This is a genomic window from Pedobacter psychrotolerans (assembly GCF_004340665.1).
GTDB lineage: Bacteria > Bacteroidota > Bacteroidia > Sphingobacteriales > Sphingobacteriaceae > Pedobacter > Pedobacter psychrotolerans.
The window spans coordinates 210,710-230,646 of the sequence record NZ_SLWO01000002.1 but is presented as its reverse complement, the minus strand read 5'-3'; the positions used below and the strand labels follow the sequence as shown (position 1 = coordinate 230,646).

Here is a 19,937-nt window from a genome sequence, read left to right as displayed (position 1 = left end):
TATTGTCAGATGAAGATGTGCCTGCAACCAAAAAATATTATTTTTAGCTTATGAAACTCAAAACGATCCTTTCCGTAACTTTTCTTGCGATATTATTTTCACATCAGGTTGATGCTCAAAACAACGATTGGGAAAATCCAAAACTGGTAGATCAGGGGAAGGAAAAAGCCCATGTTACTTTTATGTTATTTGATAAAAAGAACGACGTAATCAATGATGATTATACGAAATCTCACTATTATAAATCCTTAAATGGCCAGTGGAAATTTAACTATGTAGATCAATATGCCAATCGCCCTCAAGATTTTTATCAGACTGATTTCAATGATGGGGGTTGGGCCAATTTAACTGTTCCCTCCAACTGGGAATTGAATGGTTTCGGAATTCCTATTTATACCAACATCACTTATCCTCATCCTAAAAATCCGCCATTTATTGGTGAAAATAATCCGGTAGGTACTTATAGAAAAACCTTTACCGTTCCAGAGAACTGGGCAGAAAGAGAAACTTTAATTCATTTTGGTTCCATTTCGGGTTGTGCTTTTATTTATGTGAATGGAAAAAAAGTTGGGATGACCAAAGCATCAAAAACTCCTGCTGAGTTTGATCTTACACCTTACCTAAAAAAAGGAACAAATGTATTGGCCGTTCAGGTTTTCCGCTGGTCTGATGGAAGTTATTTAGAAGATCAGGATTTCTGGCGATTAAGTGGCATTGAACGTAATGTGTATTTGTACTCCATGCCAAAACAAACCATTTGGGATTTCTTTTTAAAAGGAGATTTAACGCAAAATTATACTGATGGATTGTTCAGCGCTGATGTAGATCTCCGCAAGTTTGCCGGGCAAAATATTGGTGGTGGTTCTGTGAATGTTTCACTTCAGGATCAAAATGGTAAAACCGTTTTTAATAAAACGCAAACTTTTAACGGTTCTGCAGAGTCTATCCAGACTGTTAAATTTAACGGTACCATAAAAAATCCTTTAAAATGGAATGCTGAGCAACCAAATTTATATGATTGTATCCTTACTTTGATGGATGCAAAAGGCAAGCAGGTTTCGGTAACAGGGGCCAAAGTTGGTTTCAGAAAAGTGGAAATTAAAAATGCACAGCTGTTAATTAATGGGGTTGCTACTTATGTTCACGGCGTAAACCGCCATGAGCATGATGATGTAACCGGACATACCACTACTAAAGAATTGATGCTAAAGGATATTCGCTTAATGAAAGAATTTAACATCAACGCTGTTCGTTTATCACATTATCCAAATGATCCGCTGTGGTATAAATTATGCGATCAGTATGGATTATACCTGGTTGATGAGGCCAATATTGAAACACATGGAATGGGGGCAGAGTTGCAGGGTTCATTCGATAAATCGAAACATCCGGCATATTTACCGGAATGGGCTGCGGCACACGTAGATCGCACCGTTAGGATGGTTGAACGTGATAAAAATCATGCTTCGATTATTATCTGGTCACTAGGAAACGAATGTGGTAATGGTCCGGTTTTTCATGATAATTATAAATGGATTAAGCAAAGAGATAATAGTCGTCCGGTTCAGTTTGAGCAGGCTGGCGAAGATTGGAATACCGATATTGTTTGTCCGATGTATCCAAGCATTGGCTCAATGAAAAAGTATGCCAGCGATAATACCAAAACCAGGCCGTATATTATGTGTGAGTATGCACATGCGATGGGCAATAGCAACGGGAACTTTAAAGAATACTTTGATATTATTCGCGGAAGCAAACACATGCAGGGTGGCTTCATCTGGGATTGGGTAGATCAAGGCATCAAAACAAAGGATGCCAATGGAAAAACTTTTTGGGCTTACGGCGGTGATTTAGGTGGCTTTTACTGGCAGAATGATGAAAATGGCGTAGCTGATGGAATCATCAGTGCAGACCGCACACCAGATCCTGGTGCTTATGAAATCAGAAAAATTTATCAGAATATCTTATTTACATCAGCAGGTATTTATAAAGGCAGCCTTACTATAGAAAACCTCTTCGATTTTACCAATCTGGATCAATATAACTTTAAATGGGTGTTGTTAAGCAATGGTAAAGCCATTAAAGAAGGCACTTTTGAAGTTAGCCTTGATCCGCACACTAAAAAGGAGATTAAATTAAACCTTCCAACATTTAAATCTGTTGCCGGTACCGAATATTTTTTAAACGTTTACGCCTATCGTAAAAAAGCCAGCGCCATGTTGCCAGCCGGTTTTGAAGTGGCCAATGAGCAATTTTATTACGGTGGAAATTTCTTCGAAAAAGCAAGTCAACCGAATACCAGGTTAACCGTAAAAACGGAAGACAATAAACTTTCTTTTACCGCAGGTGATGTAAACGGAGAATTTAATACGAAGACAGGTAGATTCACCAGCTACAACAAAGGCAACAGCAGCGGTTTAAACCGTTTCCCTGAGCCCTATTTCTGGAGAGCACCTACCGATAATGATTTCGGAAACGATATGCCACAGCGTTTAGGCATCTGGCGTTCAGCACACGAAAATAAAAAACTGCTTACGGTAAATGTATCGAAACAGACAGATAGTGGTTTATTCATTCAAGTTAATTACCTCCTAAATAGTGTTGCTGTTCCTTACACTGTTGGTTATTTTATTCAAAATGATGGATCAATAAAGGTTACGGCTATGATGGATAGGACCGGAAGAGACTTACCAGAACTACCAAGATTTGGTATGCGTACGGAATTACCGGAAGCTTATCAAAATTTAAAATATTATGGAAGAGGGCCATATGAAAATTATAGCGACCGTAATTTTGCCTCTCTGGTGGGGCTCTATGAAGATAAAGTTGAAAATCAGTACTATAAGGGTTATATCCGTCCGCAGGAAAGCGGGAATAAAACGGATGTACGCTGGTTGAGTTTGACAGCAGATGATGGAAGCGGAATCATGATTGAAGGTGTTCAGCCACTTTCATTTACAGCAATTAATCATTCAACCGAAGATTTAGATCCCGGTTTAACTAAAAAACAGCAGCATCCTACAGATCTTCCGGTTCGTCATAACGTTTTCCTGAACATTGATCTTAAACAACGTGGTGTTGGCGGAGATGATAGCTGGGGCGCTTATCCACACGCACCATATCGGTTAACAGATCAAAAATATTCATACAGTTATACCATTAAACTTTTGAATAATGGGACATCAAATGCGAAATAAACTTCGATACTGCTTTTATTTATTATTGACTTTAGCAAGTTCATCCTGTGCCCTTAAAAAGGCACAGGATTTTTCACGTTCCAAGTATTTGAAGGAAGGTTATCATTTGGTTTGGGCAGATGAATTTAACGAGAATGGTCTGCCAGATCCTAAAAACTGGACCTATGAAAAAGGCTTTGTCCGCAATAATGAACTTCAATGGTACCAGTCAGAAAATGCTTATTGTCAAAATGGATTACTCATCATTAAGGCAAAACAGGAACAAAAATCAAATCCGGATTTTATTCTGGATAGCAAAGATTGGCGCAAGAATAGAAAAGACATTGATTATACTTCAGCCTGTTTGATTACGAAAGACTTGCAAAGCTGGCAATATGGCCGTTTTGAAATGCGGGGTAAAATAGATATCAGTGCGGGCTTATGGCCAGCCTTTTGGACTTTAGGCGTTCAGGGTGACTGGCCAGCCAATGGTGAGATTGATATTATGGAATATTATCAGGAAAAGCTACTGGCTAACATTGCCAGTTCTGGAAAGAATGGAAAGCCAAAGTGGTTTAGCCAAACGAAATCCATTACAGAGCTGGGTGGAAAAGTATGGGCTGAAAAATTTCATGTCTGGAGGATGGATTGGGACAGCAATTCAATCAGTTTATATGTGGATGATCTATTGCTGAATAAAACGCCATTAGCTGATTTGGACAACGATCATCAGAAAGGTATACATCCATTTAGGCAGAAACATTACATTTTACTTAATTTGGCAATTGGGGGCATGAATGGGGGAGACCCGAAAAACACTAAATTTCCAAATCAGTTTGAAGTTGATTATGTGCGGGTTTATCAAAAATAATTATTTACCAATACCAACGAGGGGGAGAACAACACATGTTTGAAAGAAAGATCCAAAATTAAGTCAAGAAAACGACCGTTTTTATAGTTCAGTGCTGAATGAAGACAGTGTATAGAAACGCAGGGATTCTTCGCTGCGCTCAGAATGACAAATTCTCTACACTTCAACTCAAAAAATCATCATTGCGAGGAGGAGCGAGGAAGCAATCTGATTCGCAAATTCTTCAATGGAGATTGTTTCAGCAGATAATGAATCTACTTCGCAAGGATGGTTTTTTCCTACGATCCTGAATCAAGTGCTGGAAGACAACCGTTTTAACCCATCGTTCATGCCAGATAGAAAAGCCCATATCAGTATAAGGGAATTTTCATAAATCTAAAATTGCACTCAGTTTTGTATATTTGATTTTCAAACAACCAAATATTTTGTCTTTAACCTTAACGCTTTTACGGTTTCCATCAGGAAACATAAATTACCATTATGAGTCGAATCCTATTTTTGCTATTGATCTCCATCTTTTCTTTACGTGCAACTGCACAAACAAAATTACAAGCCTTTAAATTAGAAGATGTCCGTCTGCTATCAAGTCCGTTTCTTAAAGCGGAAGAAACAGATCAAACCTATATGCTTTCGCTTAATCCCGATCGGTTATTAGCGCCATATTTAAAGGAAGCAGGGTTGACCCCAAAGGCTGAATCTTATGGTAATTGGGAAAATACGGGATTGGATGGACATATTGGTGGTCATTACGTTTCAGCACTTTCACTAATGTATGCCTCAACTGGCGATGCAAAAGTTAAAGAAAGGCTTAATTATATGCTTGATGAACTGGAAAGATGTCAACTCAAAAATGGAAATGGGTATTTATCAGGCGTTCCGGGAGGCAAAGAAATATGGGCGCAAATTAAATCCGGTAACATCAAGGCTGCCAGTTTCTCCTTGAATGGCAGATGGGTGCCTTTGTACAACATTCACAAAACTTTTGCCGGTTTGCATGATGCTTATGCCATTGCAGGTAATGAAAAAGCCAAACAAATGCTGATTAAGTTAACCGATTGGTGCATTGATTTGGTTGCTGGCTTATCTGATCAACAGATTCAGGAATTGCTTAAAAGTGAACATGGAGGTTTAAATGAAGTATTTGCTGATGTGTATGCCATTACAGGCGATAAAAAATATTTAAAACTGGCCCGTCAATTTTCGGATCAATCAGTTTTGAAACCCCTGTTATTACAAAAAGATGCTTTAAATGGTATGCATGCCAATACGCAAATTCCAAAGGTCATCGGGTTTGAACAGATTGCATTGGTAGATCAGGATACGAGTTGGGGTAAGGCAGCAGATTTCTTTTGGCAAACGGTGGTGAATAACAGAACGGTTGCCATTGGTGGAAATAGTGTAAGGGAACACTTTCATCCTGCTAATGATTTTTCTTCTATGATAGAATCCAGAGAAGGGCCCGAAACCTGCAATTCGTACAACATGCTTAAGCTCACTAAACAGTTATTTCTTGATGCCCCTTCCATAAAATATTTAGATTATTACGAAAGAACCTTATACAATCATATTTTAACTTCTCAAAGGGCCAGTGGCGGTTTTGTTTATTTTACTCCCATGCGCCCGGGGCATTACCGAACATATTCAAATCCCCAGGAAAGTTTTTGGTGCTGTGTAGGGTCGGGATTAGAAAATCATGGGAAGTACGGCGAATTGATTTATGCACATGATGATCAGAATCTTTATGTAAATCTCTTTATTCCATCCGTTGTAAACTGGACAGAAAAAGGCATAACCCTCACTCAGGAAAATAATTTTCCAAAGCAAGAATTTACGCAGTTAAAATTGAAACTATCAGGAACGAAACGTTTTTCAATCCGTTTGCGTCACCCATCATGGGTTGCAGCAGGGCAAATGACCATTTTGGTGAATGGTAAAAAAACGGTTGCAAAGGCATTGGGGAATGGCTATGTCAGCATTGATCGGATTTGGTCATCTGGTGATGTAATTAAGGTTGCATTACCCATGCACAACACTACCGAATTTATGCCTGATGGATCGGATTGGGTGGCCTTTCTCCATGGACCAATTGTTTTAGCTGCAGAACTGGATACCTTATCGCAACCCAATTTAACGGCAGATGGCAGCAGGATGGGGCACATTGCTTCCGGGGCGTTATTCCCGGTTAGTGAGGCACCATTGGTATTTGGTCAGAAACAAGATCTGGCAGCGCAGCTTGTACCCGTGAAAAATCAGTCTCTTACCTTTAATGCCGAAAAAGCAATTTATCAGCCCAAATATAAAAGTCTTAAACTCGTTCCGTTTTATGAGTTGGCAGAGCGGCGATATGTGGTATATTTCCCTTACACCAATCCAGAAAATCTGGATGCAAGAACAAAAGCCATTAAATTGGCTGAGACTGAAAAGATCAAGCTGGAACTAGAAACGGTTGATATGGTGCGTACGGGAGAGCAGCAGCCAGAATCAGATCATGGTTTTAAAGGTGAAAATACAGATAATGGAATTTTTCAGGATCGCCATTTCAGAAATGGAAAGGGTTGGTTCAGCTATAATTTAAACAATAAGGATTTGAAAGGCAAAAAAATCAGGCTTACCCTTTTTGGAAATGAAAAAAATAAAGAATTTTCCATTCTTATTAATCAGGTGGTTATTGCTAAGGTTAAGCTTGACGGAAATAAGGGGAATGTATTTTATACACAGGATTTTGAGATTCCTGAGGCTTTGTTAAAACCACAGCTTGAACTGAAATTACAGGCTGATCCTGCTGCGGCAATTGCAAATATCTTTGAGGTAAGGTTGATGAAATAGGTATTTGCAAAATCGTGAGGTTTTATTTTAGAATACAGCTATGAGGGAAACTCCCCTCCTAATTTAGGAGGGGAGCCCGCAGGGCGGGGTGGTTTAAGCCCCTATCCGCCTATCGGTATCTTTTCCCTGAAAGGAAAGGGCGATAGTAAAATAGCCAATGGAAAAAAATAAAAGCTCAAAAGTTCTTTTTTAATTCCAAAGCATTATTTTTACGCCAATTATGGAAAACGACAAAAAAGAAATATTCGATAGCGTTGCGCAAAGATTAAAAATTGAAGGTTTTAATGTAGTAAACCGCGATGAAACACGTCCATGGGGTGGTTTTTTTGTAATTGATGAGGCACAAGCCCAGCAATTTGCAGATACTTATTTTGATGGATTGGATGTTGAAAGCTTAAAAATTGGCGGTAAATTAAGTCCAAAGATTTTAATCGTAGCACCAAACACACGCTTGTCTTGGCAATATCATCACCGCAGAGCAGAAATATGGCAAGTGGTAACCGGTACTGTTGGCATCAAAACCAGTGCAACTGACGAAGAGGGTGAAGTTAAAAAATACGCACCTAAAGATCAGATCAAATTACAACAAGGTGAGCGTCACCGCTTAATTGGTTTAGATGATTGGGGCGTAGTAGCAGAAATCTGGCAACATACAGATGCTTCAAACCCATCAGATGAAAGTGATATCGTAAGAGTTCAGGACGATTTCGGTAGATAAAAAATTTAAAATAAGATTATTTAAAAGGCATGGATGAGTGAATCTATTGCCTTTTTTAAACATTTCAGCTATTCGTTTAAGCCACGAATAGTTGCCAGCGGAAAGATATCGAAAACTAAAGGTCTAGAAATTCCGTTTATTAAGCATACACATTATACATGATTATCCTCATTTTTTTTCTTTGCCATTGGTTTCTATCGCTTTTTAGCCAAACTTTTTTTCTCCACCGTTACTCATCACATAAAATGTTTAAAATGGAACCCTTCTGGGAACGATTTTTTTATCTTATTTTATTGATTTCTCAAGGTTCTTCTTTTTTAAATCCAAGGGCTTATGCCATTTTGCATCGCATGCATCATGCCTATAGCGATACTGAAAAAGATCCACATTCTCCTCACTTCTTTAAGGATGTTTTCGGGATGATGATTGCGACCAAAAATATGTACATGAATTATCTTCATTTCAAGATTCAGCCAGAACCTGCCTTTCAGGGTAACTATCCAGAATGGCCTGTGGTAGATCGGATTGGTAATTCATGGTTATGGAGAGTAGCATGTGGCTTGTTTTACATTGGTTTCTACATTGCTTTTGCCAACCATTGGTGGTTATTTATTTTATTACCTGTTCACTTTTTGATGGGGCCTTTACACGGTGCTATTGTAAATTGGTGTGGACATAAATATGGTTATTCAAATCACGATAATGAAGATCACAGCAAAAATTCATTGCCTTGGGATTTCCTGTTAATGGGGGAGTTATTTCAGAATAACCACCATAAAAAGCCGAATAGCCCAAACTTTGCATCTAAATGGTGGGAGTTTGATCCAACCTATCCGGTAATGAAGGTATTGCATTGGATGAAGATTATTAAAATTAGAAAGGTTTAATTTATTGCCAGATGAGTACCGATAAAATCGGACGAAATGAAATAGGCTTATAAACCTAAGTTCAATTTAAAATAGATGATTTTTTATAAAGGCTGATGAACATAATTCATCAGCCTTTATTTTTTTCTTTATTTATTGGGTTGATCCTAGATAATTTTTAACCTTTTCTCTTGTCTATCTGGATTTTACCGATAAAAGTCGCACCTTTGCCGACTAAACTAACGTAGTGGCGCAAAAACTATTTAAAAGCATTGTAACAAAATGCAATTTGCGCAGACTAATAAACCAAAGACTAACAAATTATAATGAAAAAAATTTTACTCTCACTCCTGATCCTGGGAACATTTGTAACGGTAAAAGCCCAATTTCCTGCTGGAGGTTTCGGTGGAGGCGCAAAGAAACCCACAGTTTTCGGTCGTGTAACGGCAACAATTTTAGATTCGGTAACCAAGCAACCTATAGATTACGCAACCGTATCATTAATTAATGTTAAAGATAATAAATCAGTAAATGGTGGTGTAACCGACCCAAAAGGAAAGTTATCACTACAAAATGTAGCTCCTGATACTTACAAGCTAATGATTGGTTTTATGGGTTATAAAACCAAATCCATCAGTGTAATCACTACACCAGCAAAGCCAGATCAGAATTTAGGAACCATTTATATCTCCTCTACAGAAAACTCCTTGTCTGATGTTCAGGTGCAGGGTACTAAAGCCATAATCGAAAATAAAATCGATAGAATGGTATACAATGCCGAGGCTGACGGGACCAATGCTGGTGGTGATGCTACGGATGTGATGCGTAAAGTGCCTATGCTTTCAGTAGATGCCAATGGTGATGTGCAGCTTCGTGGAGGTGCCGTTCGGGTGCTGATCAATGGCAAACCATCCGGAACGATGGCTGCAAGTGTATCTGATGCCCTAAAAATGATTCCGGCAGAACAGATTAAAAGTGTAGAAGTGATTACCAGTCCATCTGCTAAATATGATGCAGAAGGCTCAGGAGGGATTATCAACATCATTACTAAAAAATCAAATGCCCAGGGTGTAAGCGGAAGTGTGAATACATCTGTAGGTACCCGTCAAAATAATGGTGCATTTAACCTGACAGCAAAGACAGGCCGTTTAAGTGTGAACACAAGTTTAGGTGCAAATCTGGCTTATGCTCAGGATTCAAGAACCGAGTTTGTTACCAATACAACTTATCTCGACGGAACTACAAATAATATATTACAACAAGGTGTTTCAAGATGGAGCCGTGATGGTTACAATGGAAGCTTGGGAATAGATTATGATTTTAATGCTTACAATAACATTAGCTCGAACGTAAAACTTAATCAATTTTCAAACGGTGGTCCGGGTTCTTCCAATTATATCATTAATAACTTACCTGCTACTAACATCAGCAACATGGATATGACCCGTAGCAATATGGATTGGAATGTAGATTATAAGAAAACGACTAAAAAGGAGGGAGAAGAGTTTACTATTTCTGGTCAGTTATCTACAGGACGCACACCAACCAGCTTTAGTAATATCCTTACTTCTGCCGCTGCTCCAAATGGGATCATCACCTCAAGCGATAATACCGCTAAGAATAATGAATATACTGCGCAAACAGATTACACTTATCCATTCAGTAAAAATACCATCTTAGAAGTAGGTGCCAAGGGTATTTTTAGAAATGTTAAGAGTCAGTACGGTGCTTCTGAAAGAGATTTTGATTATAATCAGGATGTTGCTGCAGCTTATGGTGTGATTGGTTTCGATATTACTAAGAAAATAAAATTTAAAGGCGGATTAAGAGCAGAATACACTAAAATAGATTTTAACACACAAACCAGCGGTTTAGAAAAAAATGATTATTTCAATTTATTTCCAAGTTTAATTATCTCGCAAACTCTGAAAAAAGGCGCTACAGTTAAATTCAGCTATAACAGAAGGGTGCAAAGACCAAGTGAAAACTTTCTGAATCCGTTTAGAAATGAGAGTGATCAATTCAATATCATGCAGGGTAACCCGCAATTAAGCCCGGAGTTAAGTCAGAATTTAGAGTTGGGTTACAGCACGTACATTAAAGGATCGGTGATCAATGCATCTATTTTTTACCGTACAACAGGTGGCGTAATCGAAAGTTCAATTTCTCCATTAGTGGAGAATGGCATCACAAAAGTATTATCATCTTATATCAATGTAGGTAGGTCAGAAACATATGGACTAAACATTTTTGGTTCTTATAATCCAAAACCAAAGTGGACATTAATGAGTAATTTCTCTGCCAATACGTATGAGGTAACCAATACGGCAACCAACATCAGCACCGGAACTTTTCTCAATTATAGTTTATTCGGACGTTCGGCATATGGATTTGGAAAAGGTTATAACTTCGAATTATTTGGTGTGGCTACATCAGCACGCAGAACTTATCAGGGTAAAACAGATCCGTTCTACTTTTATGGAGCTTCAATTAAAAAAGATATTCTTAAGAAAAAAGGCAGCATTGGTTTAAATACCCTGAATCCATTTACTAAGGATTTACATATCAAAACAGAAAACAACTCTGTTAACGCAGTTGGAAACGTGTTTCAAAGTTCAAATATTTATTATCCATTACGATCGTTTGGTGTTAACTTTAGCTATTCATTCGGTAAGTTGAAGTTTACGGAGAAGAAAAAAATTAAAAATGACGATGTCAAGCAAGATCAGCAACAAGGCGGTGGAGTGGGCGGCGGTTTGCAGCAGTAAAATCTCATTTAAATAAATTATATAAGAGCTTTCAGTTGAATCTGAAAGCTCTTTTTTTTTGTATTTGATTTATGGTGTGAAAAATACACTAAGTTGTCTGTGTTTTTAAGTTGATTTAGTTAAATCTTGTCTTTTTTGCAGGTTTTATCGTGGTTTTATACTGTATTGCGGTTTGTTGCGTATTTTCATTCTGTTTTCTGCATGTTTTTTCTGCTAAAAGCCTATCTTGCATCTGCTAACAATCAATAACCTAAATTCTTGATATATGAAAAAAGTCTTTACCTCACTTTTTTTCTTGTGTATTTTACTCACCGGGCTATCCTCCTTTGCCCAGGTAAAAACCGTTACAGGGAAAATTACTTCTACAGATGATGGTGGGCCATTGCCTGGAGCAAGTATAAAAATTAAAGGTACCACCACCGGAACATCTACTGATGGAAATGGCGCTTTTACTATTCAGGTGCCATCACCAAGTGCGGTACTGCAGATTAGTTTGGTGGGTTATAAACTGCAGGAAATTACTGTAGGAGAGAGAACAACCATTAACGCTGCGCTTGCTTCCGATTCTCAACAACTTCAGGAAGTAACGGTTTCAACAGCATTAGGCATTACCAGGCAGGCTAAATCTTTAGGTTATGCTGCGCAAACGGTTGGCGATAAAGATCTGAATTTCAATCATCAGCCCAATTTAATCAATGCCTTGCAGGGTAAAGTAGCAGGTGCAACCATTTCGAGCACGGGCGGCGGTCCGGGTCAGGGCGCCAGCATCAGGATAAGGGGGGTAAATTCCATCGATCCGAACAGATCAGGAGATCCGCTTTATGTGATAGATGGTGTTCAGATTGATAACTCCACTTCAACCCAAGGCGCAAATCCCAGCGGAAATGCTTATGGTTCCAGGGGCGTAACTAACCGGGCTTCGGATATTAATCCTGATGATATTGAAACCATCAACATTTTAAAAGGCGGGGCGGCTACAGCACTTTACGGTTTAAGAGGTGCAAACGGAGTAGTGGTGATCACCACTAAAAGAGGAAAGCAAAACGGATTGCAAGTTAATTTTAACAGCAGTTACGGTTTCGATGAGGTATTGATTAGTCCGAAAGTGCAGACCGAATATACACAAGGTGTATTGGGGGTTTACACGAATCCACCGGGTGGAATCGGACCAGCCTGGGGGCCAACCATTGCAGAGGCTAAACTGATTGATCCCACCCATCCGGATAAACTTTATAATAATTACGATCAGGCTTTTGGTACTGGTCAGCAAGTTAAAAACTCACTCTCTTTAACCGGAGGAAGTGATGTGGTAAAGTTTTTCACATCCGTATCTCAGTTATACCAAAAAGGTATGATGCCGAACACGGATAATAAGAATTTTTCTGGCAGGTTAAATACGGATTTCATTATCAGCCCGAAATTCAAGGCTTCTGTGAATATGAACTTTACCAATTCTGGTGGTTATACCTATAGTGCAGATCGGTTTGGCGAGGGTTTAGCTTATTTTTCTCCGAGATATGATGTAGCTGACTACCAGAATGCTGATGGTTCGCAAAAATATTTGGGTACAAATAATCCGATCTGGGGTACAGCCAATAATAAATTAAAAGGTGATGTAAACCGTTACATTGCAGGGGCAAGTTTATCATATGATCCAACGAAATGGTTAAATTTTTCTTATCGTTTCGGAGTAGATACTTATAATGAAAACCGTGTGAGAACTGCCCGCGGACCAATGTATACCGGAGAGGCGATGTACGATAACGATCAAGGCTATTATGGAGAATTTAATTCCAAACTCAGAACATTAAACAGCACTGTCGTGGCAACGCTTTCCACAAAATTAGGTGAAGATCTAACAGGAACTTTAAGGTTAGGACAGGAACTTTATGACCGAAGAATTAAGGAAACAGGAACACTTGGAAGCATTTTAGGCATTTATAATTTCTTCACACTGGAGAATGCCGGAGTGCTTACGCCAAGTCAGGCTACGAGAGAAAAACGGTTAGTCGGCTATTTTGGAGAGGCTTCTTTTGATTATAAAAATTACCTTTTCTTAACCATAACCGGAAGAAATGATATCAGCTCTACACTGCCAAAAGAGAACAGGTCTTTCTTTTACCCGTCTGCCAGCTTAAGTTATGTATTCTCCGATCAGTTTAAATTGCCAGCGGTAATTAGTCAGGCTAAACTACGATTATCATATGCCCGCATCGGAAAGGATGCCGCAGAGTATTCTACTTTTACCGGTTACACGCCTAATCTTAATTTACCAACCGGCACAGGTGGTTTAACCATTGCTCCAAACCTGGGGAATCCTGATTTATTACCTGAGTTTACCAATACTTACGAGGCTGGTTTAGAGATGTCGTTCTTTAAAAACCGTATAGGTTTTGATTTAACGTATTATTATTCATTAAGTACAGACCAAATTATCCAGACTCAGGTATCATCTGCAGTAGGTTATGTTACCAAATCAATCAATGCTGGTGATATTAGAAATCGTGGCGTAGAATTGGTTATTAACGGGAAGCCTATTGTAGGTAAGAATTTTAACTGGAGTGCCAATTTAAACCTTTCTGCCAATAGAAATAAGGTGCTTTCTATGCCAAATGGCATTTCTGAGATTGTTTACGGCGCAGCACGCGGCTATGGTAATGCCGGGGTAACCATGAAACTGATTGAAGGACAGGCTTACGGAAATATTTACGGCAGTTATTTCAACAGATACTATGGTGCGCAGGCAGAAGACCCTACAATTTTAGATAAAGATCTGCCATTGTTAATTGGTGCCAATGGATTTCCAAGCATTTCTGGTGGTAAACAAAAGTTGTTAGGTAACTCACAACCAGATTATATTATTGGTTTTGGTAACAACTTCAGTTACAAAAACTTCAGCTTAAATGTATTGTTTGATGCCCGTTTAGGTTTTGAAAAATACAACTGGCTGGAAGATTTCTACTCGGCCTTCGGACTTCCGGATTACACAGCAGACAGAAGAACCACCAAAGTTTTTGATGGAGTACTGGCTAACGGACAACCCAATACCAAACCAGTATATATGGGACAAGGTTTAGGCCCGGATGGTGTAAACTATGGTGAAGGATATTATCGGATTCTGTATCGGAACGTTTCAGAACCATTTGTTTCTGATGCTTCATGGGTAAGATTGCGTTCGGCCAGTTTAACTTACAGGTTGCCTGAAAAATGGTTACCTGCGAAAGCCATTAAAAATGCATCCTTATCTGTCACGGGTAATAATTTATGGCTGTGGACCAAATATTATGGTGTAGATCCAGAATCGAGTTCTTATGACTCAGGCAGCAACAATGATGGTTCTGCTGGTTTTACCTACCCATCAGCACGTACCATAATGTTTACCCTTAATGTTGGTTTTTAAAAAGAATTAAGATGCAAAAGATTATAAAATATACTTTGTTATCAGCTATAATTGCAACATTAGGCTTGCAAGGCTGTAAAGATAGCTACTTTGATAAACTATCTGATAATCCAAACCAGGTGGCCACACCAAGCTTAAATGCTTTACTGGCTACTTCTACTTACAAGGCTGGATTTAATAATTATAGTGTAGCCAGTATTATTCTTCCATACGTGCAATACACGGCTAATCCCGCGGCTAATGGTGCCGGAGATACTTATCAGGCTATTGATTTTAGCAGTACCTGGGATTTACTCTATTACGCCATGGCAGATGCCAATGAATTAAAAAAGCTGGCCGTTACCCAAAATTCCAGCGAATATAAAGGCGTGGCTGATGTGTTAATTGCCTATAACCTGATGATGGCGAATGATCTTTGGGGTGATGCGCCATTTTCTGAAGCCTTTAATATTGATAATCTGGTTCCTAAGTATGATAAACAACAGGATGTTTATACTTCTACCATGACGTTGGTGGACGAAGCGATTACAGAACTCTCTAAAACCAATTCTGCCATCAAACTGGCTGCGGCAAGCGATCTGATTTATGGAACTACAGCTACAACAGAAAGAGCAAACTGGTTGAAAATGGCTTATGCCTTAAAAGCCAGGTTACTGATTAAAGTGAGCAAACGGAACACCTATAATCCAGCATCTGTGTTAGATGCAGTGAGCAAATCTTTTGCAAGTAATGACGATGATGCCAGAATGCAAACATTTAAAGAACGTAGTCCGTGGGCAACAGTAGCACTTAATAATGAACAACAATCGCTTGGCGGCTGGCTTTCAGAACAGTTTATAGATGCATTAAATGGTACAACTTACCCGGTATTTGACCCGCGTTTGCCAAAAATTACGGATTTAACTGTTGACGGAAAATACATCGGAACAGTTAATGGTGCAGGAAACCGCGCTCCGGGCGCTAACACCAGAAAGGACGAAAATTACATTTCACGTAATTCTCCATGGAGTGGCAACACGTCGCCAATTTTCATTGTCACTTATGCCGAACTGAAATTTATTGAGGCCGAGGCTGCATTCGATACTGATAGAACACGTTCTTATAATGCCTATTTAACAGCCATCCGGGCAAATATGGATAAATTCCAGGTTTCAGCAACAGATAAAGAAGCTTATATGGCCCAGCCAACGGTGGCTGTTGGTGCAGCTGCACTGACGAAAGATTTAATTTTTAAAGAAAAATATATCGCTACTTACCTTAATCCGGAAGCCTGGAATGATGCCCGTCGGTTTGATTATAAGTACAAAGATTTCACGATGCCAGTAAATGCAGCATTGCCAACTTTCATTCGTCGCCTGGATTATCCTCAGGGAGAAAGAAGTAAAAACGGCGGAAATGTACCTGTAGAAGTATTGAGAACAACCAGATTGTGGTGGGATCAGTAGGGTTTTAATTTATCGGTTGGTGTCTCACCGACCGATAAAATTCCTAGAGCTGGTTGGTGAGACACCAACCATTGGGAGTGTTAACGTTAATCTATCGGTTGGTGCCTAAATCACCAAAAAAATGTTAAACCATGAAGAAATTGCTTTTCATCCTGTTGTGCTGTTATTCAATAAATATTTTTGCTCAATCATTTTCCATTCAATCGGTTCTGAATTATCCCTTTCCTTCGCAACTGGTGGCTTCTCCAAATGGTTCGAATATCGCCTGGGCAGCCAACGAACAAGGTAAAAGAAATATTTATCTTGCAGAAGCACCAGTATACAAAGCAGTAAAAATGACCAGTTATGAGGAGGATGACGGGCAGGAACTCACCAGTCTTTCGATTTCTACAGATGGAAATTGGATCGTTTGTGTGAGGGGAGGAGATCATGGTGGTAAAGATGGCGGACCTGTAAATGCTGCATCTTCACCCATTGCACCAAAAATGCAGGTATTTGCCCTTAATCTTAAAGACCGAAATGCTATAGCGCTTGGTGAAGGTGATTATCCCCTGATTTCTCCAGATAGTAAAACGGTCGTTTTTTCGAGTGGCGGACAAATTAAAAGTGCTCCAATTGATGGAACTGTGTCAGCAACAGCTTTGTTTTATGCTAAAGGAGCTAATAACAGTTACAAATGGTCTCCCGATGGTAAGAAATTAGTTTTTGTTTGTAACCGAAATGATCACGCCTTTATTGGTATTTATGTAGATCAAAAAACGCCCATCAGGTGGTTATTGCCTTCCTTTAGCAGGGATGCTGCACCGGCATGGTCGCCAGATGGAACAGAAATTACTTTTGTGAGGCTATCGGGTATCGGACTTGAAACCGATTCCATTTTAACCAGAAAAAATCAGCCCTGGGCAATATGGACGGTAAATATTGGCACAGGAAAAGGAAAGCAAATTTACAAGGCACCCGAAACCATTAGAGGGTCATTCCCTGCAATGGAAGGTGGCGCCAACCTGGCCTGGGCGGATGGAAGGATTGTTTTTACATCTTATGAAGATGGATGGCCGCATTTATATTCGATGAATCCTGATGGATCGAAGAAGGTTTTACTCACACCCGGGAATTTTATTGTAGAAAACATCAAGCTCAGTAATGATAAAAAAACAATTGTGTTTGCAGCCAACACCGGGAAAAATACCGATGATCTGGATAGAAGACATATTTATCAAGTATCGGTGGGCAAACCAGATATGAAGCCGCTAACTGCCGGAACGGGAATAGAAGCTTATCCAGTTATCTCTGGAGATGGCAAGAGTTTTTTTTGTTTGAGTGCTACTGCGCAAAGGCCGCTATTGCCTGCTTTAATTCAAAATCTTAAACTAAAATTAATTGGCGAAGCATTAATGCCAACCGATTTTCCAGTTCATTCGATGGTTACGCCTACACATGTCAGTTTTAAAGCTGCAGACGGGAACATGGTTTACGGTCAGCTTTTTTCACCTAAAAAGGTAATTAAAAACCATCCGGCAATTGTTTATGTTCATGGCGGACCACAGCGGCAAATGTTACTCGGCTGGAATCCGATGGATTATTATTCTATTGATTATGCCTTAAATCAATATCTGGTGAACATGGGCTTTACGGTTCTGTCGGTAAACTATAGGCTGGGTTTAGGCTATGGATACGATTTCCATAAACCGCTGCATGCAGGTGCTCAGGGTGCTTCAGAATATCAAGATATTAAAGCGGCAGGAGAATGGCTGGCAAAACAACCCAACATCGATCAGGGTAAAATCGGAATTTATGGTGGATCATATGGTGGGTATTTAACTGCACTGGCCTTAGGGAAGGATGCTAAATTATTTGCCGCTGGTGTAGATATTCATGGCGTAAATAGTCGGTTTAGCAGTGTGGCGATGGAAGGTAAATTACCCGCTCCTGATACTGACCTTGCTGCAAAGATTGCACGTGAATCTTCGCCCGTCACTTATTTAAAAACCTGGACTTCACCAACATTGATTATCCATGCAGATGACGATCGTAATGTAGCCTTTAGCCAAAGTGTTGATTTAGTTAAACGGTTTGAAGATCAGAAATTTGAATTTGAGTCTTTAGTTATTCCAGACGATACACATCATTGGATGAAATTTTCAAATGCTGTTAAAGTCAGTGAAATTACTGCTGATTTTCTTAAACGTAAACTCATGAAGCATTAATTTTTCTTAATGTTTTTTAAAATCATTAAGCTTAGTGCATTGAAGGCATATCCGCTGATGTTGTTCTGAAGCATCACTACAGATTGATCATAAAAGAGGGGAACTACCGGCGAATAATCCATGACCAACTGATCCATTTTCCTGTAAAGTTCAAAACGTTTGTCAGCATTGGTTTCGTAATAGCTTTGTTCAAACAGCTGGTCAAATTCTTTATTGTAAAAGGCAAAATAATTTGGTCCGTTGGGTACTTTATTTTTGGAATAAAACATTGAAAGGAAATTCTCGCCATCAGCATAATCAGCCAGCCAGGAGCCTCGAAAAAAGTTTACATTGTTCTTCGACATCAGGTCTCTTAAACTTGCACTCGGACTCACATCAATTTTAACCTTCATTCCAATATTGGTCAATTCGCCCTGTATAAATTCAATTAAATCTTTATAGGTAGTCGTGGTGTTCAATGTAATTTCAGGCAAACCCTTTCCTTCAGGGAAACCAGCTTCTTTTAATAATCTGGCAGATAAAACAGGGTTGTATGTGTAACCTCGAACAGCTAAACTATCAAAACCGGGCATTCCTTTTGGGATAAATCCCGATGTGGCCGCAATGCCAATTCCATTTCTTAAATACCGGATTAATTTATCACGGTCGATAGCGTAATTAATAGCCTGCCTTATTTTTTTTATTTTTAAGGGTGATTTTTTTACAAGGGCAAGATTGGTATCAACTAAAATACCTACATACTCAGTACATAGATAGGGGCTTTTGGTTAAAGTAAATTTGCCTTTATATTTAGAAACCATATTTCCACTTTTAGTTAAGATATCATCGCGGTAGCTGCCATCAACATTATAGTAAAAATCTAAATCCTTTTTTAGGAAACTCATAAAGCCACTTTGCTTATCAATAATGAATGTTGCTTTTACTGCATCCAGGTAAGGTAGCTTGGTTCCTTTCTGATCATGTTCAAAATAATGCTCATTTTTTAATAAAACCAGAATTTCACCTTCTTTCCAATACTTAAATTTGAAAGGGCCTGTGCCAACTGGGTGGCTTCTGAAATCTTTACCGTAATGTTCAACAACTTCCTTTGGCACTACCGAACAATATTGAGTGGTGAGCAGATTCATGAGTGGAGGAAAGGGCTTTACCAGTTTAATTCGAAAGGTAGAATCGTTTAGGGCTACAAAATTATGCTGATCTTTAACCTTATCACTAAAAATCCATCCACCGGAGGAAGCCACTTTAGGATCGATTAACCTATAGAAACTGTAAGCGAAATCTCTGGCGATTACTTTTCTGCCTTTGCCGTTTTTAAAAATCGGGTCATCGTGAAAGTAAACATCATTACGTAGATTAAAGGTATAAGTTAAGGCATCGTCAGATATTTCCCAGCTTTTAGCGATGCAAGGGGCGCTTTGAAGATTGGAATCAATTTGCACCAGGCCATTAAAAATCTGATTGGTCATCCAGATGGCATTCTGGTTGCGGGCAAAAGCCGGATCAATGGAGGTTAAACCCTGATCAAGATTAATATTAAATGTTTTTTTATCGCTATTTGCGGTATCCTGATGACATGAAGTGAAAATAATGGTAATGAAAATCCAAAATATATAATTAAATGAGGCTCGCATGAAATAAGGATTGTTATTTTTGCACAAAT

10 protein-coding genes are annotated in these 19,937 nt (G+C 39.0%); 9 read left to right on the top strand and 1 reads right to left on the bottom strand.

The window, feature by feature from the left end; translation table 11 throughout:
- Positions 1-50: 50 nt before the first annotated feature.
- The 9 genes from EV200_RS04815 to EV200_RS04775 all read left to right on the top strand — a co-directional run bounded on the left by EV200_RS04815 (position 51) and on the right by EV200_RS04775 (position 18,277).
- Complete coding sequence (locus tag EV200_RS04815) at positions 51-3,197, top strand: glycoside hydrolase family 2 TIM barrel-domain containing protein (protein ID WP_132529767.1); 3,147 nt, start codon at positions 51-53, stop codon at positions 3,195-3,197.
- Positions 3,175-4,047 (top strand): glycoside hydrolase family 16 protein, encoded by an 873-nt coding sequence (locus tag EV200_RS04810; RefSeq protein WP_229676765.1) that lies wholly within the window; start codon positions 3,175-3,177, stop codon positions 4,045-4,047. Before EV200_RS04815 ends, EV200_RS04810 begins: the two co-directional genes overlap by 23 nt.
- Before the next feature lie 480 nt (positions 4,048-4,527).
- Positions 4,528-6,873: a glycoside hydrolase family 127 protein gene (locus tag EV200_RS04805; protein ID WP_132529765.1), complete on the top strand. Its 2,346-nt coding sequence runs from the start codon at positions 4,528-4,530 to the stop codon at positions 6,871-6,873.
- Positions 6,874-7,093: 220 nt separating this feature from the next.
- The gene (locus EV200_RS04800) at positions 7,094-7,591 is read left to right on the top strand and encodes a cupin domain-containing protein (RefSeq protein ID WP_029286743.1); all 498 of its coding nucleotides are present in this window, start codon (positions 7,094-7,096) and stop codon (positions 7,589-7,591) included.
- 158 nt (positions 7,592-7,749) lie between these two features.
- Entirely contained in the window at positions 7,750-8,478 is a 729-nt protein-coding gene (locus EV200_RS04795) for an acyl-CoA desaturase (protein ID WP_132529763.1), read from the top strand.
- A gap of 305 nt (positions 8,479-8,783) precedes the next feature.
- A complete protein-coding gene (locus EV200_RS04790) occupies positions 8,784-11,225 on the top strand; it encodes a TonB-dependent receptor domain-containing protein (RefSeq protein ID WP_132529761.1) in 2,442 nt (813 codons plus the stop codon).
- A gap of 265 nt (positions 11,226-11,490) precedes the next feature.
- The gene (locus EV200_RS04785; protein ID WP_165877857.1) at positions 11,491-14,625 is read left to right on the top strand and encodes a SusC/RagA family TonB-linked outer membrane protein; all 3,135 of its coding nucleotides are present in this window, start codon (positions 11,491-11,493) and stop codon (positions 14,623-14,625) included.
- 11 nt (positions 14,626-14,636) lie between these two features.
- A complete protein-coding gene (locus tag EV200_RS04780) occupies positions 14,637-16,070 on the top strand; it encodes a SusD/RagB family nutrient-binding outer membrane lipoprotein (protein ID WP_132529759.1) in 1,434 nt (477 codons plus the stop codon).
- A 131-nt stretch (positions 16,071-16,201) separates the two neighbouring features.
- Complete coding sequence (locus EV200_RS04775) at positions 16,202-18,277, top strand: S9 family peptidase (protein WP_132529757.1); 2,076 nt, start codon at positions 16,202-16,204, stop codon at positions 18,275-18,277.
- Here the strand turns inward: EV200_RS04775 and EV200_RS04770 are convergent.
- Entirely contained in the window at positions 18,274-19,908 is a 1,635-nt protein-coding gene (locus tag EV200_RS04770) for an ABC transporter substrate-binding protein (RefSeq protein ID WP_132529755.1), read from the bottom strand. The two genes, EV200_RS04775 and EV200_RS04770, sit on opposite strands and share 4 nt — an antisense overlap.
- Positions 19,909-19,937 lie beyond the last annotated feature (29 nt).

What these genes read in the sequence shown, in the direction of transcription:
- EV200_RS04815 (WP_132529767.1), top strand. Translation starts at nt 51, where the DNA reads ATGAAACTCAAAACGATCCTTTCCGTAACTTTTCTTGCGATATTATTT.
- EV200_RS04810 (WP_229676765.1), top strand. Translation starts at nt 3,175, where the DNA reads ATGGGACATCAAATGCGAAATAAACTTCGATACTGCTTTTATTTATTA.
- EV200_RS04805 (WP_132529765.1), top strand. Translation starts at nt 4,528, where the DNA reads ATGAGTCGAATCCTATTTTTGCTATTGATCTCCATCTTTTCTTTACGT.
- EV200_RS04800 (WP_029286743.1), top strand. Translation starts at nt 7,094, where the DNA reads ATGGAAAACGACAAAAAAGAAATATTCGATAGCGTTGCGCAAAGATTA.
- EV200_RS04795 (WP_132529763.1), top strand. Translation starts at nt 7,750, where the DNA reads ATGATTATCCTCATTTTTTTTCTTTGCCATTGGTTTCTATCGCTTTTT.
- EV200_RS04790 (WP_132529761.1), top strand. Translation starts at nt 8,784, where the DNA reads ATGAAAAAAATTTTACTCTCACTCCTGATCCTGGGAACATTTGTAACG.
- EV200_RS04785 (WP_165877857.1), top strand. Translation starts at nt 11,491, where the DNA reads ATGAAAAAAGTCTTTACCTCACTTTTTTTCTTGTGTATTTTACTCACC.
- EV200_RS04780 (WP_132529759.1), top strand. Translation starts at nt 14,637, where the DNA reads ATGCAAAAGATTATAAAATATACTTTGTTATCAGCTATAATTGCAACA.
- EV200_RS04775 (WP_132529757.1), top strand. Translation starts at nt 16,202, where the DNA reads ATGAAGAAATTGCTTTTCATCCTGTTGTGCTGTTATTCAATAAATATT.
- EV200_RS04770 (WP_132529755.1), bottom strand. Translation starts at nt 19,908, where the DNA reads ATGCGAGCCTCATTTAATTATATATTTTGGATTTTCATTACCATTATT.